Origin of the sequence: Chitinibacter bivalviorum (genome assembly GCF_013403565.1) — a bacterium.
Classification (GTDB): domain Bacteria; phylum Pseudomonadota; class Gammaproteobacteria; order Burkholderiales; family Chitinibacteraceae; genus Chitinibacter; species Chitinibacter bivalviorum.
The window spans coordinates 1,363,234-1,377,759 of sequence record NZ_CP058627.1 but is presented as its reverse complement, the minus strand read 5'-3'; the positions used below and the strand labels follow the sequence as shown (position 1 = coordinate 1,377,759).

Here is a 14,526-nt window from a genome sequence, read left to right as displayed (position 1 = left end):
ATGGGGCTGGATTTTGGGGGTAATTACTAACCTTTTGGCAAGTGAGGTTAACCCCTTCGTCTCAAACGAATGGAGAATTGCATGATTTCATTGGCATCAGAATTGCTTGCGAGATTTATTGACGAAGAAAAACGGAAACTTGTTGGCATAAGTATGCCGCACATGCCTACTTTGGGTGAAGCATATGAGTCTATTACTAAAGATGGCATCGATCAGGGCTTTGTTATTCCAAAAGGACTTGACCTAAGAGTCGTTTCTGGCTTTATTGAAATTAAACAAGAAATGCTACCAGAACAAATTGATTGTATGCTGGTTTGTGGGGTGGGGCGTCAATATGGAAGAACGGAAAAATACATATATCCAATTGAATCTGTGTTGTGCATTTTTGAAGTAAAGAAAACACTAACGAAAAGTGATTATTTAGATGCAATGTTGCATCTAGCAAAGATACGAAAGGCATTTTCAGAAAGTTTTGAAGATAGGCTAATTAATGAAGGCTTCGAGCCTGATATTTCAAGGGCTGCAAAGTATTTTTCTCAAATTACTGGTGTTGCTGCCCCTAAAACGTACAGTGACATACATAACCTTTCAAGAGAGCATGGAGTGCTTTTTTACTCTCTTGTGCAAGAGCAATATGCTCCGATTAGTATTATTCATGGCTACGGTGGTTATAAAAGAGAGGAAGGGATTAGGTCTGCATTTATGGATATTCTAGATTCAATTAAGAATGATGCTTCACTGAATGTAGGCTATCCAGGAATCCCCACCCTAGTAACATCGAATCAGTTTTGTATTGTAAAAGGTAATGGCTCACCTTTCATAGCTACACGCTCAGATGGTTCATGGGTCGCATTGTTGTCTTCAAGGCATAATCCTTTGCAAATGATGCTGGAACTTATTTGGTCAAAAATATCTCAGCATTTTGATGTTTCCATGCCATGGGGAGATGATTTGGATTTTGAAAATTTAAGTCCCTTAATGCTTGCAAAACCAATAGAATTTCATGGAAAAATTGGATGGTTTTTTGAGTCTTTAGAATACAAAGAGGCTAGTTTGAATCGTGATGCTGTAAAGAAATGGGATCCTGAAAAGCTGGATGCAGCTGGAATGACTCTTGTTAACCATATGTTTTTTTATGGTGGGCAACTCCTTTTAGATGAAAGTATGAAAGATTACATTCAGAAAGAGCATGGACTATCTCTTGATTCTGTCGTTAATAATTTGATTTTAACAATGGTTTTTGCAAAAGATGGTGATTATCTGTTCCCTGTAAATAATTCAACAATGATTTTACCGAATGATGATGGAACTGGTTATCTTGCGACTGATAAGAATAGATTTGATGCTTGGTGCAGAATGCACAAAATTGAACCTAATTATATTCACCTACTAATGGTGGATTAGGCTTTGCTGTTCTGTAGGGTGTAATTGCCGTAGTAATTATGCCGCTAGTATCAAGCCTAAGCTGCGATCGCTTGTAATTGTTTTGCAAACATGGATTGGCGGCTATGCGCCGCGGCACTGACTTTCTTTGCTTCGCCAAAGAAAGTCAGCAAAGAAAGGCGACCCCGGCATCTGCGCGGGCTGCGCCCGTACCCTCGCTGCGGACAATCGGCAAGGCGGCGGGCTTTAACAAAACAGAGCCCGCCGAAACCCCTCGCCGCTTGTTCCTCGCTCGGCGCAGCTGCAGGGGAATTGGCGCAGCCCGACGATTGAGGCGTATACATGCCGTAGTGTTGCTCTGAAGATCAATTCTGAATTGTTTTTGCTAGATATACCCCTGCTCTAATTAGGGCGGATTGCCCGTGGAGACGCGCCGTTTGAAAAATGACCGTCAGGGTTTTAAGCCGCGTAGTGTTTGAGCGTTGCGACGATAGCGCAACGCGAGTTGTAGCGGCGCCCTGACGGGCTTTTTTCAAGCGGGGTTTCGCGTCGATCGGGCGCGCTGGGGTTGTTAGGGGTGGGGCAAGACCCACTGCCGCGAAAATAAGCTAATTCTTTCATATTCAATCACTTGTAGGCTCGGTGATAGCGAGGCTTAATGCGACTTGGATTGCGTGGGGGGCCAGATCTATCGGGGCGTAATCGTTCGACTTGCTTGATTAATAAGACAATTATTTTATCGAACAAGGCACCAAACCGCTTAGGGTCACTCAACAAGCGAGGCAACTGGTGTCGCAGTTGCGAAGCGGCGTAACTTAAATTGGCATGAAATAAGGCCTGCTGCTCTGCAGGCAATGCTCGCAATGCATCTTCACAAGCTAGACTCGCCAGATTATGTAACAAAATGGCGGCATGAAACTCCTGTCGTACAGCCAGTGGGGTTTCACCACCAAATTGTTCCAGCTTTAAGCGGCACTTGAGATTGCGGAATGCCTCTTCAATTCGCCAACGACGGTGATAGAGCGCGGCAAATTCCGCGTGAGGATACTGCACTTCATTTAAGAGCGATGTGGCCAGTATTTCGATCATACCCGACTGAAGTATCACCTTAACCAGCCTGATTTTAAAGGGTTTAATGGCAATACCATGAGTATTGAAGGACTTATATTGCGCTCGATTAGGTGTAATGGTGATGACTTCGCTCATCCGATCTGAGCGCGCAAAGGCGGTGACCAGTGGATTGTAGGACGAGCTATAGAGTCGCATACAAAACGCTTGTTGGCGTTCAAGCAGCAAGGCAAACAGCCAATGCGCAGGATAGCCTCGATCAAGCACCAATAAATCGTCTTGTTTGAGGATGGGTAACTGCCGGAGCAGCAGCTCACGCTCGCTGACGCGATCGGCATCAAGATCCGCACACAGAATCAATCCAGTACTGGTTTCGCACAAGGCGGCAGCACGTGCCAAGGAATAAGGGGGCGCATTTGCGCCATCATAAACATTGAAGTGTTCAGGCTTGCGAATATCTGCATGGTTGGGCAAATACAAAGTGGTTGAGTCGGCGGCAATGATTCTCCAGCTATGCCAACGTTGAGCCAAATCGCTTGGTAAATCATGGTTGATTTGGTCGCGCAGCTCGATATAAGCAGACTCTTTGAGCTTCTTACGCGCCATTCGAAAGGCGTCGTCATTGGGTAAACGGCCATCAGGCAGATCCAAATGATCAAAGAACTGATCGACTTCGACTTGCAAAGATTGCTGAAGTCCAGCGAGCAAAATGCCCGCTACGCGTGGAAAGGTAAAAGTGGTGTTGCGAGTGAAATCTTGCGGGCGTTGACGGTGGCGGGAACGAAATTCAAGAGAATGAAGTAACTGCTGGATTTTATAGATTGATTTGGAATATAGGGAGGGTCGGATTCATAGTCTATTAGTTATATAAAACAATAAGATAACACATAATGCCATGATCGGGCGACCTGGGAAAGGCTTATTTTCGCGGCAGTGGGGGCAAGACCCACCCCTAACTCGTTTGGCCGGCGAAACGGCCGGTTCACCGCCTGCGTAGCAGGCAAATACCACAGCCGATGGTGCAATGCGCTGTGCTTATTGCACCCTACGCCGCAGCGAGTTTTGCTGCGCCTTGCCAAGTGCTAGACAGACTGGGTTTCGCGTCGATGGGGGCGTTGGGTTTGTTCGAGGTGAGGCTTGAAATCTCTATTAATCCGCCTTACTCGTCAATCTTTCCCGTAATGCCTCAACAATAAAATCAATAAATACTCGATGCTTGCGTGGCATCGCGGAGCGGAATGGGTAGACCAAAAAGACTGGAGTTGGGTTGGCGCTCCAGTCGCTCAGAATCGGTTCGAGCAGGCCAAATTTGCAGTAGGTTTCACCGACAAATTGCGGCAATAGGGCGATGCCGTAGCCATTGATCGCGCTAATTGCCAAGGTCGGGTTGGTGTCGCTGCATAGCAATGGGTTCAGCGCGGCTTTGACTTCTTCGCTGCCGTTGACCAGATGCCATTGGCGTGTGTACTGGTAATCATCGTTAATCAGCGAGGCGTGATGGATTAGATCGCTTGGGTGGTTTAGCGCGGGCGCTTGGGCGAGGTAGCTGGGGGCGGCAAAGAGTTTGTCGTGGGCGTAGCCCAGCTCTTTGGCGACCAGGCGCTCGTCACCGACGCGGCCGACGCGGATACAGAAATCGACGCCGTCGGCGCCGGGTGAAATCAGCCGGTTGTTCGAATCCACGCGAATGCGCAGGCCAGGGTGCAACTTGGCGAGCTCGGCCATCAGCGGGCCGACGACGTATTGCGACAGCGAGGGCGTGGTGCTAATCCACAATTCGCCTTCGATGTGCTGCTGCGTGTCTTCAATATCAAGCCGAACTTGGCCGAGTAGCTCGCGCAGTGCGACGGCGTGCGGCAGCAGTTTTTGCCCCGCTTCGGTTAGCGTCATGCTGCGTGTGCTGCGCAATACCAATACGGTGGCGAGCTCTTTTTCTAATTCGCGGATCAGTTGGCTGATATGGCTTTTGGCGCAGCCACGGTCTTGCGCGGCGGCGGTAAAACTACCAAGTCGAGAAAGTGCCTCGAAAGCCAATAAAGATTCGGGGTCGAGTATTGTTTTCATATCAGAACAGTGTATTCCATTTTTGGCGCTTATCAGCCCGTCATTAGCTATCTATCATAACAACATCTAAAGAATTAAAAACAAATAGGTCAACAAAATGCTGCGCTTTCTGACGGAAATACTGCATAGCTTACGGAATGTATTGAGTGGCTCGAAATACGATGCTTTCTCTCACGATCATTTCTTCTATTTAAATAATCAGCTCAATGAGCCACGTCGCAGCACGCCCATGTCGTGCGAAGAAGAAACGCTGGAGCAATTGCGCGATCGTTGGCGTTTCCATTGATTCGCGGTGTGATGTAATAAAGCCGTTTAGCATGAAATGCTAAACGGCTTTGGGTATGTCTATGAGGGCCAGTTTAATTGAGGTTTTGCTAAATATACCTCGACTATTATTTCCAGCCTTTCTTTGCGGGTTTGGCGCTGGGCGTGGGTTTCGCTTTGCTGCTTGCGACTAAGTCATCGCCATTGACGTAGGCTTTTTTGATTTCATCGGCGAGCTTGAGTACGGCGGTGGCGTACAGCGTGCTCTTGTTGTAGCGCGTAATCACGTAAAAATTATTAAAGCCGAGGAAATGCTGGGTAAAGCCGGGCTCGGTTTCCAGCGTATACAGTACCGCGGGCTGCTTGGTATTGAGCTCATTAATCGGCATCACGCCTTTGGCGATCAACTCATCCACGGTGAAGTGAATATTGAATTTGTCGGCCAGTAATTCGGCCGGGTCGCCATTGAAATTGACCGCGGTATAGGTGTCGCCACCATCTTGCCAGCCGTGCTGATTGAGGTAATTAGCGACGCTGGCCATCGCGTCACCGGGGTTATTCCAGATGTCGTGAAAGCCGTCTTTATCCCAGTCTTGCGCCCATTTCCTAAATGAGCTGGGCATAAATTGCGGCCAGCCCATTGCGCCGGCGTAGCTGCCTTTAAAGCTCAGCGGGTCTTTCTTTTCTTCGCGTGCTAGTAGGAAGAGTTGCGTCAGCTCGCCTTGGAAATATTCTGCGCGGCGTGGGTAATTAAACGCAATGGTCGATAAGGCATCGACAATGCGAAATGAGCCGGTGTATCGGCCGTAATTCGTTTCTGCGCCTAGGATAGCGAGCAATACCTCGGGGGCGACTTGGTATTTTCGCGTGATGTCGCCAATCAAAATCGCGTTTTCGCGCCAGAATTTGGCACCATTCATAATCCGCGTTTTATTGACGAAATTGGCTTCAAATTCATGCCAAGGGCGGCTGGTGGACGGCTTATCCAAAATCGTGATGATATTGGGCTTTAGCTCCGCCTGATTGAGCCAGCCGGCGATTTCTTCGGGGCTAAAGCCTTGCTCGGCAGCGGTTTTCTTGATGTAGTCTTGTACGTCTGGGCGGCTGACCAGCTCTGCATCGGCCAGCGCCAAGCTGCTGCTCAAGGTTAGTATGAACGCCGTCGCAAGGGTTTTAAGCTTCATGTTTTACTCAAATCTGATCTGAAAAATACCGCTGCTATTGTCGCAGCGAGCGGAGCTGACACACCAGTTAATATTAACTGGCGCATGAATTAATTAGTTGGATAAGGCACTGCCGAGCAATTTGGCGGTGATGTCGACAATCGGGATCACCCGTTCGTACGCCATCCGTGTCGGGCCAATCACGCCCAGCGTGCCGACCACTTCGCCATTGACCTGATACGGCGCGGTAATCACCGAGCATTCATCGAGCGGCGCTAGCCCCGATTCGCCACCAATATATATTTGCACGCCTTCGGCATGATGGCCTTGCTCAAGCAATTGCAATAAGGCGGTTTTCTGCTCGAAAAGTTCAAAGAGCTGGCGCATGCGCTGCATATCACCCGAAAAATCATGCAGGCCAAGTAATTGGTGCTCACCGGCAATCACCATATGCTCTTGATTGAGGTGCGCGCTGACTGCCACGGCGGCATTCATCAGGCTGGTCAGATCTTGCTTGACGCGGATCACATCGCTTTGCAGCCAGCTCAATAGGTTGCTCAGCGTTTTGCCTGCGCAGTGTTCATTGAGAAAATTCGCGGCATTGACCAATTCGTTCGGGCCAAAATGGCGATCAGTTTGCACGATGCGGTTTTGCACATCGCCATCGCTCGTTACCAAAATCAGCAAGACGCGCTTGTCACCGAGCGGCAAAAATTCGATCTGTTTTAAATGCAGCTCGCTGCGCTTGGGCGTCATCACCACGCCGGCAAATTGCGTCAGCTGCGAGAGTAATTGTGACGCGGCAATAATGCTGTGCTGCGGGTTGTCATTGGGCAGCGCGCCGATTTGCAAGTGGCTGGGATGCGCCTCAAAAGGCTGCACCGACAACAGCGTATCAACAAACAGCCGATAGCCTTGCGCGGTCGGAATACGCCCGGCCGAGGTATGCGGGCTAGCGACCAGACCCAGATGCTCCAAATCGACCATCACATTGCGGATGGTGGCCGAGCTGACATCCAGCCCCGAAAACTGCGATAAGGCCTTTGAGCCGACCGGCTGGCCGTCGGCGATATAGCGCTCAACCAGAGTTTTGAGCAGGATTTGAGATCGGTCGTTCAGATGCATGGCTTACCTAGGGTCTACGAGGACGATCAACAAGGAACGAAAAAACGACTATGTCAGCTCGAAAATAGCGAAAAACCAGAGTTTACTCAAATCAAGCAAGCTATTGCGCCGTTTTAAACATCGCAATAGCGACTTGGTCGCCGATTTTCGCGAGATTTTACCTGTTCTTTGGTATATTAATGCGGCTGCGACTCTATTAATTCAAGCCTCCAACGCCATGCATAGCCTATTCAAAACCATCGCCCTCGTCGGCCGCCTGAACACCCCATCCTTGGGCGACCCGATTCGCCGCTTGGCGGCTTTGCTTGAGTCTTGCGATGTCAAAGTCCTGATTGAAGGCAAAATCGCGCAAGAGCACGAGATTAGCGCGTATCAATGCGTTGATCGTGACCATATCGGCAAGCTGGCAGATTTGGTGATTGTGCTCGGTGGCGACGGTACCATGCTGTCCGTTGCACGCTTATTGGCGCCGTATCGTATACCTCTGATGGGTATCAATCAGGGGCGGCTGGGTTTTATGACTGATATTCCATTACACGAAATGGAAAAATCAGTACCCAATATTCTGGCCGGCCAGTTTGTGCCCGAAGAGCGCATCTTGCTCGAAGCCAGCGTGCTGCGCGAAGGCAAAACGATTAATACCTCGCTGGCGTTCAACGACGTGGTATTTAGCCGCGGCTCGATCGGCTCGATGATTGAATTCGAGATTTTTGTCGATAGCCAGTTTGTATATAGCCAGAGATCGGACGGTCTGGTCGTATCAACGCCAACCGGCTCAACCGCCTACGCGCTCGCCTCCGGCGGCCCGATTTTGCACCCATCGCTACCGGCGATTACCTTGGTGCCAATCTGCCCACAATCACTATCGAATCGCCCGATTGTCGTCTCTGAAAACGCCCAGGTCGAATTCCTACTCACCCGCGGCCAAGACGCGCGGGTGTATTTCGATAATCAATCCGATTTTGAATTGCAGGAAATGGATAAAGTGCTGATCCGTCGCTATACCAATTCGTTGCGGATTCTGCATCCGCATGGGTATAGCTATTACGATATGTTGCGGGCTAAATTGCGCTGGGGCGAAAAATTACTTTGATCCTGATGGAAGTCTAAATAAATTAAATATTCATTCTGAATAGAAGCGAAGGATTTACTTATGGCAATGTCAAGTAGCGCAAATACGATGTTAGTAAAAGCAGAGTTATTTGTTCCCAAAGTTGTTGATGAAGAATCCTTAACCCAATTCTGGGGGCATCCTGTTCCAACTCAAATTAGAGATTCATTGTCTGAGGATGAGCGGCAAACCATTGTAAATTCAATCTATATGAGCACCCGGCGTAATTGGGCTATTACTTTAGTTGAATGGTTATGTAATCAGGCTGATGTGAAAGGCTTGGAGTTTTTGTATAGTGTAGACTCCGACAAGATAAAGTGGGTTTTTCAACAAGAAAATTACGAAGAATATTATAGTCTTGGTTTTTTGCTAGATGCTAATGCCTGTAAAAATGGAATTAATTCAATAAAGAAAGTATTTCTATGGGCTGAGCAAAATTTAGATTTTCTTAGTCAACCAGAATATCTTGGTTACTATGCAAATAAACAGGAAATATTAGAGGCTATTAAAAATCCTCCTTTGTGTAATAAGGAATCAATGCTCACGCGAGTTGCTTATCATGGTGAAGATGGTGATGGCCCATGGTTTCTGTTTGCATGGCTACACAACCTCAAATGGCTTTTTAATTCGGCTTTAATTGCAAACCATTCTGTTTTGCACCGAACAGAGTTTTTTGGGGCGTTGCCCGCAAGTTTGGCATCACTTTCTGAGGTGTAGCCTGGTTGGGCTGATCGTACCCCGAGGGGATTGTTTTCTTTGGCAGCAAGCCTGTTATCCCTAAGGGAACTTCCTCTCGGGGAAGCGCGTTCGGCTAACTAGGCCATACTGATCCATTCAAAGTACTTATTCGCATATCCTCAACACACCTTACCTTGCTACTTGCTTCAAACTTCAATCTACCCTAAAGTGAACGTTCGTTCTTATTGAGGCTTTCCGCTCCATGCTGTCTGCTCTGCATTTACGCGATTTTGTCATTGTTTGTGAACTCGATCTGGATTTTGCTAACGGTTTAACGGTGCTAACCGGTGAAACCGGCGCGGGTAAATCGATCATTATCGATGCGCTGGGTTTGCTGCTCGGCGAGCGCGCTGATGCCGGCGTCGTGCGCCATGGTTGCGAGCGCGCTGAATTGTCGGCTGAGTTTGCGACCAGCAATCTGCCGCAAGTGGCAGCGTGGTTGGCGGAGCAGGGCTTTAGCGACGAGGGTGATCAATTACTGCTGCGCCGGATTATCGATGCTAGCGGCAAATCGCGTTCTTTTATTAACGGCAGTCCGGCAACGCTGAATCAATTAAAAGCCGTCGGTGAATGGTTGGTGGATATTCATGGCCAGCATGCGCATCAATCGCTTTTGCGCCATGACGCGCAGCGCGAATTGGTCGATGCATATGCGGGCGCGACCAATTTGGCGCGTGACGTGGCCAAGCGTTATCAGCATTGGCACAGCCTTGCGAACGAATTGCAATCGGCTGAGCAAAATGCTGATCGATTTGAAGCCGAGCGCGAGCGGCTGCAATGGCAAATTGACGAAATTGGCGGGCTGGCGATTGCCGCTGATGAGTGGACCGAATTGCAGGCTGAGCACAAACGCTTGCATCACGCCGCGAGTTTGATCGAAGGCGTACAAGGTGGCTTGGATGCGCTGGCCGATGGTGATGAAAATTGCCAAAGCTGGCTGGCGACTGTGGCGCATCGGCTGAGTCAGCTCGCCGAATTTGACCCTGCGATCAATGAAACGCTGGAATTGCTCGCTGGTGCTGAAGCGCAGTTGGCCGAGTCGGTTTCGAGTCTGCGCCATTATGCCGATCGACTCGAACTGGACCCAAGCCGCCTAGCCGATGTCGAAACACGGATGGATGCGCTGTATCGCGCCGGGCGCAAATACCGTGTTGATCCATCGCTTTTGGTTGAGCAACTCGCCGAATGGCAGGCGCGTTTGGCCGAGCTGGGCGGCGCAGAGGGACTCGATGCATTGCGCAAACAAGTCGCGCAGGCCGAAGCACAGTTCCGCAAACACGCAGAAAATTTATCGAAGCAGCGCGCCAAAGCCGCTAAAACTTTATCCAAGCTCGTGACTGAGCAAATGCAAACGCTGGCGCTGTCGGGCAGCCGCTGCGAAGTTGTGCTCATCGAGCAAACGCAGCCTGCGGCGTTTGGTCTAGAGCAAATCGAATTACAAACAGCCAATCACCCTGCATCACCATTGCGCCCAATGGCGAAAGTGGCCTCAGGTGGCGAATTGTCGCGCATTAGCTTGGCGCTGCAAGTAGTGACCAGCCAAGTGGCCAATGTGCCGACGCTGATTTTCGACGAGGTCGATGTCGGTATCGGCGGGCGCGTGGCTGAGATTGTTGGGCGGCTATTGTCCGAACTCGGCCAAAGCCGTCAGGTGCTGTGCATCACGCATTTGCCACAAGTGGCCGCCTGTGGCGCGCAGCATTTGCAGGTGGCCAAAGCGCAGGCCAAAGACGGCGTTCACAGCAGCATTGCGCAGCTGAGCCACACCGAACGCATCGAAGAAATCGCGCGTATGCTCGGCGGGCTGGAAATTACCGAAACGACGCGCCAGCATGCAGCGGAAATGCTGGCTTAACTTGGCAGGGTGCAGCGTGAAGCTTATGCTTAGTTTCTCGACGGGTATCGCGCGTAGTATCATGTAATCAAATGATTTGATGGATATACCCTGTGAGCGATATCGACTTTATGCAAGCAGCGCTCGCCGAAGCGGCGCTGGCGCAAAGCAAAGGTGAGGTGCCCGTTGGCGCTGTCGTCGTCTATCAGGGGCAAATCATCGGTCGCGGTCATAATCAGCCGATCGGCTCGCACGACCCGAGCGCTCATGCTGAAATGCTGGCCATCCGCGATGCAGCTAAATATTTGGGTAATTACCGGCTCAGTGATTGCGAGCTGTACGTGACGCTGGAGCCTTGCCTGATGTGCGCAGGCGCAATCTTGCACTCGCGTCTCAAGCGCGTGGTCTACGCAACGAGCGATGCCAAAACTGGCGCGGCCGGTAGCGTCATCAACCCCTTTGCCAATCCTCAGCTTAATCATCAAACGCATATTGAAACTGGCCCTTACGCGCAAGAGGCCAGCCAAATGATCAGTGATTTTTTTGCCCAGCGTCGCAGTGAACAAAAGGCAAAACCCACGCCGATTCAGATTGATGGTTTACTCAATTTTCGGGATCTGGGCGGCCTAAAAACGGCAGATGGTTCCGTAATCAAACACGGCATGATATTTCGCTCTGAGCAATGGTTTGGCTTAAGCGAGACGGCATTGGAGCAAGCGCGTGCGCTCAATTTGCGCAGCGTGTGGGATTTTCGCTCTTTTAGCGAACAAACCCGTCATCCCGATCCACATTTGCCTCTAGTGGAAAACTACTGGCGCGATGTGCTGGCCGATACCGAGCAGACAATTGCGTTTAATCTGGTGCAATTACTCGAGCAGCCCGAGTTAATGCAGCAGCATTTAGGCCAAGGTCAGGCCGAGCAGATGATGCTAGCACTGTATCGTGATATGGTTGCCAGCCCGACTGCTCAGCAGGTATATGCTGATTGGCTAAATAATCTATGCTCTATCGAGCAATACCCAATTATGTATCACTGTACGGCGGGTAAAGATCGCACCGGTTGGGCGACGGTGCTGCTGCTGAGTATCTTGGGTGTGCCGCATGAGCGTATTTTGCGCGACTATATGCTAAGCCATGAGCGGGTGATTCAGAAATACCAAACTTTAATTGAGCACTGTGTCGCGGCGGGTGGTGATCGAGAAATATTACACGCGATTTTTGGTGTTCAAGCCCGCTATCTGAAAGCCGCGCTGCATGAAGTCAAAAAGCAAGCGGGCACAATGTCACGCTATTTAAGTCATGTGTTAAAAATCAATCCTGCGCAGCAGCGCCAAATCCAAACGATTTTATTGCAAGCTGCAGATTAGCAGTCAAGATCGAGCGAAATTGAACTTTAATCAGTTAGTTAGCGTAGCTAAGTGCCGCTTTAAAGTGCATCGGTTCATACTGGATTTGATGTTCTTACAAGGAGGCCATCATGAAACGTCTGATTATTGCCGCATCGTTGATGCTGGCATCGCCTGCATGGGCCGATGCTTTGGACGATAGCGCGCAGCAAACCAATCATTTAGCCGGCCAGCTCGACAGCAAGCAAGTGAATGACACACTGGCGAATCACTACAGCAAATTGGCGGGGTCCAAAGACAATGCTTCAGCTTTGACGACGGCCTTGCGCAACGGCACTGCTGCCACACTAACGAGTAAAGATGGCGCAAAAGTGGAAGTCAAAGGCTCGGAAAAAACCATGGGTTGGGGCGGAGTCAACAATACCTTGGCTTTGGCACAAGGATTATTGCAAAAACAAGGCATTAGCAATCCAACGACCAGTCAATTAGCCGCCGCAGTCCAGAGTATTACCCGCAGCCGTAGCGAAGGTTTGGGATGGGGAGAAATCGCGCATGATTTGGGGCTCAATCTGGGCAAGGTCGAATCTGCAAGTCGGGCGACCAATCGTTCCATCGAAGGGCTGGCTCATCATTCATCTGAAAAACAGTCGGAAAAAGAGCATGGTGTTGAGGCCAAACACCAAGAAGGGGTAGAAACTCATCACTCAGGCGATGCGAGCGAACATTCTGAGCAAAGCCAGGATTCTGGCAAAAGCACAGGAAAATCTGACAGTAAAGGTGGTGAAGGCGGCAGTAGCGGTGGAAGTAGCGGTGGAAGTAGCGGTGGAAGTAGCGGTGGAAGTAGCGGCGGGAGTAGCGGCGGGAGTAGCGGCGGGAGTAGCGGCGGGAGTAGCGGCGGGAGTAGTGGCGGGAGTAGTGGCGGGAGTAGTGGCGGGAGTAGTGGCGGGAGTAGTGGCGGAAGTAGTGGCGGAAGTGGCGGTGGAAGTAGCGGCGGAAGTGGCGGTAAAGGCGGCGGTGGAGAAGGTGGTAAAGGCGGAGGCCATTCCTAGGGTATCGCTTCTAAGGCCAATGTATATCTAGTCTGTATGGATATACATTGGCACTAGGTGGCTAGGGCTGAAAAGGTCCACAGTGTAGCTTCCATTTGCAGGCGGTTGAAATCACCCGCACTGAGCTGGCATGCTGCCAATTGATCTATCGAAGGCCCAGCCAGCTCGCTACTCAGTGCCAGCTCAAAGTAGGGCGTAAATGGCGTGCTATCACCCAGCAGGGTTTTGATGACTTGCTCTGGAGGGTTGAGCTCTTTGAGTAAGAGGGCGCGGGGCACGCGCAATAGAAAATCGAGCAGCGAAAATAACCCCGTTAGAAATAGTAGCTCGCATTCAACGTGATTAAACTGCTTTTGCCCTGCCAGCTCCATCAAACGCGCCCGATTGAGTGCGGCCTCAAGCAGTGTTTCATCCAGCTCTTGCTCGCCTTTACTTGAAAATAGCAATAGCGACAGCCAGCGATACAGGCGTTGATTGCCGACCACGACGATAGCTTGATCCAGATTACTAATCGGGTGAGATAAACCCAGTGCCGCAGAATTCACATAGCGAAGCAGGCGAGCACTTAAGGCCGGGTCGCTTTTTAATTCATCCGCAATCAGCTTGGCATCAGCATTCTGGCGAACCAACTGCAATATTTGATTGAGCCGGATAAAGCTATCCGGAAAATGGATTTGCTGCGCTTCTGGCCAAGTAAATACCTGCCCACTGACAAAATCGGCGCCCAATTGAAAACACGCCTCGGCCGCTTCACGGCTATCGACATCGTTGATCCAAAGTTGCGCATGCGGTGCAATTTGGCGGCAAATCGCAACTTGCTGGCTGAGCACCGCAAAGTCAGGTGATTGAATCGAAAGCGCCACAATTTTTAGCTGTTCACCCAAGGTAGGATGCGATTGATGCCAATGTTTGGCCGTGGCGCCGAGGATGATATTGCGTTGGCTAATTTGGGGCAGTAGCTCGATAAGATCGGCAGCGCTTAGATTCACATTCCCATGCGCGATGACACGTAATACGGGCAAATTTGAAAAATCATGAAGCAATAATTGCGCGATATTAGACCACGCCATCTCAACCCAAATGTCGGTGTGCTTAAAATCATGATTGGCCAGTAATCGCTCGACTTGGCATAGCAGCACTTCATCATCCCGATAAGCATGAGTGCTGTGTTTGGCATGCGGCAGTTCACGCAAGGTTAATGCGTAGGCGGCAATTTGCCAGTGCCGATTATAAATTGCACGACGGCGCAATAAACCGCTGTAGTCGGGCTTGCTTGGCGCAGCCGTTACTGCAACTGTCGCATCTTGAGGGGGCGATTGATTTGGGGGCGGTGCAAGTTTGTCGATCAGCCAGCGAAACATGCCAAAATTTCCATCGTTTG

At 50.2% G+C, this 14,526-nt stretch carries 12 protein-coding genes; 7 read left to right on the top strand and 5 right to left on the bottom strand.

Annotated features, from left to right (window positions below):
* Window positions 1–81: 81 nt before the first annotated feature.
* Complete coding sequence (locus tag HQ393_RS06520; protein ID WP_179358024.1) at window positions 82–1,404, top strand: DUF6602 domain-containing protein; 1,323 nt, start codon at window positions 82–84, stop codon at window positions 1,402–1,404.
* A 606-nt stretch (window positions 1,405–2,010) separates the two neighbouring features.
* Here the strand turns inward: HQ393_RS06520 and HQ393_RS06515 are convergent.
* Entirely contained in the window at window positions 2,011–3,264 is a 1,254-nt protein-coding gene (locus HQ393_RS06515; protein WP_246307991.1) for an IS4 family transposase, read from the bottom strand.
* Window positions 3,265–3,600: 336 nt separating this feature from the next.
* A complete protein-coding gene (locus HQ393_RS06510; RefSeq protein ID WP_179358023.1) occupies window positions 3,601–4,515 on the bottom strand; it encodes a LysR family transcriptional regulator in 915 nt (304 codons plus the stop codon).
* A 97-nt stretch (window positions 4,516–4,612) separates the two neighbouring features.
* Here HQ393_RS06510 and HQ393_RS06505 point away from each other — a divergent pair, with 97 nt between their 5' ends.
* The gene (locus tag HQ393_RS06505; RefSeq protein WP_179358022.1) at window positions 4,613–4,801 is read left to right on the top strand and encodes a hypothetical protein; all 189 of its coding nucleotides are present in this window, start codon (window positions 4,613–4,615) and stop codon (window positions 4,799–4,801) included.
* Between the two features lie 106 nt (window positions 4,802–4,907).
* Here the strand turns inward: HQ393_RS06505 and mltB are convergent, their stop codons facing one another.
* Both mltB and hrcA read right to left on the bottom strand, forming a co-directional pair.
* The gene (mltB, locus tag HQ393_RS06500) at window positions 4,908–5,963 is read right to left on the bottom strand and encodes a lytic murein transglycosylase B (RefSeq protein ID WP_179358021.1); all 1,056 of its coding nucleotides are present in this window, start codon (window positions 5,961–5,963) and stop codon (window positions 4,908–4,910) included.
* 93 nt (window positions 5,964–6,056) lie between these two features.
* Window positions 6,057–7,067 (bottom strand): heat-inducible transcriptional repressor HrcA, encoded by a 1,011-nt coding sequence (gene hrcA / locus HQ393_RS06495; protein ID WP_179358020.1) that lies wholly within the window; start codon window positions 7,065–7,067, stop codon window positions 6,057–6,059.
* A 217-nt stretch (window positions 7,068–7,284) separates the two neighbouring features.
* Between hrcA and HQ393_RS06490 the strand changes: the two genes are divergently transcribed.
* The 5 genes from HQ393_RS06490 to HQ393_RS06470 all read left to right on the top strand — a co-directional run bounded on the left by HQ393_RS06490 (window position 7,285) and on the right by HQ393_RS06470 (window position 13,145).
* Window positions 7,285–8,160, top strand: a complete 876-nt coding sequence (locus tag HQ393_RS06490) for an NAD kinase (RefSeq protein ID WP_179358419.1) — start codon at window positions 7,285–7,287, stop codon at window positions 8,158–8,160.
* A gap of 60 nt (window positions 8,161–8,220) precedes the next feature.
* Complete coding sequence (locus HQ393_RS06485; RefSeq protein ID WP_179358019.1) at window positions 8,221–8,895, top strand: hypothetical protein; 675 nt, start codon at window positions 8,221–8,223, stop codon at window positions 8,893–8,895.
* A gap of 223 nt (window positions 8,896–9,118) precedes the next feature.
* Window positions 9,119–10,771, top strand: a complete 1,653-nt coding sequence (recN, locus tag HQ393_RS06480; RefSeq protein ID WP_179358018.1) for a DNA repair protein RecN — start codon at window positions 9,119–9,121, stop codon at window positions 10,769–10,771.
* Between the two features lie 92 nt (window positions 10,772–10,863).
* Entirely contained in the window at window positions 10,864–12,117 is a 1,254-nt protein-coding gene (tadA, locus tag HQ393_RS06475; protein ID WP_179358017.1) for a tRNA adenosine(34) deaminase TadA, read from the top strand.
* Window positions 12,118–12,227: 110 nt separating this feature from the next.
* Window positions 12,228–13,145: a hypothetical protein gene (locus HQ393_RS06470; RefSeq protein WP_179358016.1), complete on the top strand. Its 918-nt coding sequence runs from the start codon at window positions 12,228–12,230 to the stop codon at window positions 13,143–13,145.
* A gap of 53 nt (window positions 13,146–13,198) precedes the next feature.
* Here HQ393_RS06470 and HQ393_RS06465 read toward each other — a convergent pair whose 3' ends face one another.
* The gene (locus HQ393_RS06465; protein ID WP_179358015.1) at window positions 13,199–14,506 is read right to left on the bottom strand and encodes an EAL and HDOD domain-containing protein; all 1,308 of its coding nucleotides are present in this window, start codon (window positions 14,504–14,506) and stop codon (window positions 13,199–13,201) included.
* Window positions 14,507–14,526: the final 20 nt, after the last annotated feature.

What these genes read in the sequence shown, in the direction of transcription:
- HQ393_RS06520 (WP_179358024.1), top strand. Translation starts at nt 82, where the DNA reads ATGATTTCATTGGCATCAGAATTGCTTGCGAGATTTATTGACGAAGAA.
- HQ393_RS06510 (WP_179358023.1), bottom strand. Translation starts at nt 4,515, where the DNA reads ATGAAAACAATACTCGACCCCGAATCTTTATTGGCTTTCGAGGCACTT.
- HQ393_RS06505 (WP_179358022.1), top strand. Translation starts at nt 4,613, where the DNA reads ATGCTGCGCTTTCTGACGGAAATACTGCATAGCTTACGGAATGTATTG.
- mltB (WP_179358021.1), bottom strand. Translation starts at nt 5,963, where the DNA reads ATGAAGCTTAAAACCCTTGCGACGGCGTTCATACTAACCTTGAGCAGC.
- hrcA (WP_179358020.1), bottom strand. Translation starts at nt 7,067, where the DNA reads ATGCATCTGAACGACCGATCTCAAATCCTGCTCAAAACTCTGGTTGAG.
- HQ393_RS06490 (WP_179358419.1), top strand. Translation starts at nt 7,285, where the DNA reads ATGCATAGCCTATTCAAAACCATCGCCCTCGTCGGCCGCCTGAACACC.
- HQ393_RS06485 (WP_179358019.1), top strand. Translation starts at nt 8,221, where the DNA reads ATGGCAATGTCAAGTAGCGCAAATACGATGTTAGTAAAAGCAGAGTTA.
- recN (WP_179358018.1), top strand. Translation starts at nt 9,119, where the DNA reads ATGCTGTCTGCTCTGCATTTACGCGATTTTGTCATTGTTTGTGAACTC.
- HQ393_RS06470 (WP_179358016.1), top strand. Translation starts at nt 12,228, where the DNA reads ATGAAACGTCTGATTATTGCCGCATCGTTGATGCTGGCATCGCCTGCA.
- HQ393_RS06465 (WP_179358015.1), bottom strand. Translation starts at nt 14,506, where the DNA reads ATGTTTCGCTGGCTGATCGACAAACTTGCACCGCCCCCAAATCAATCG.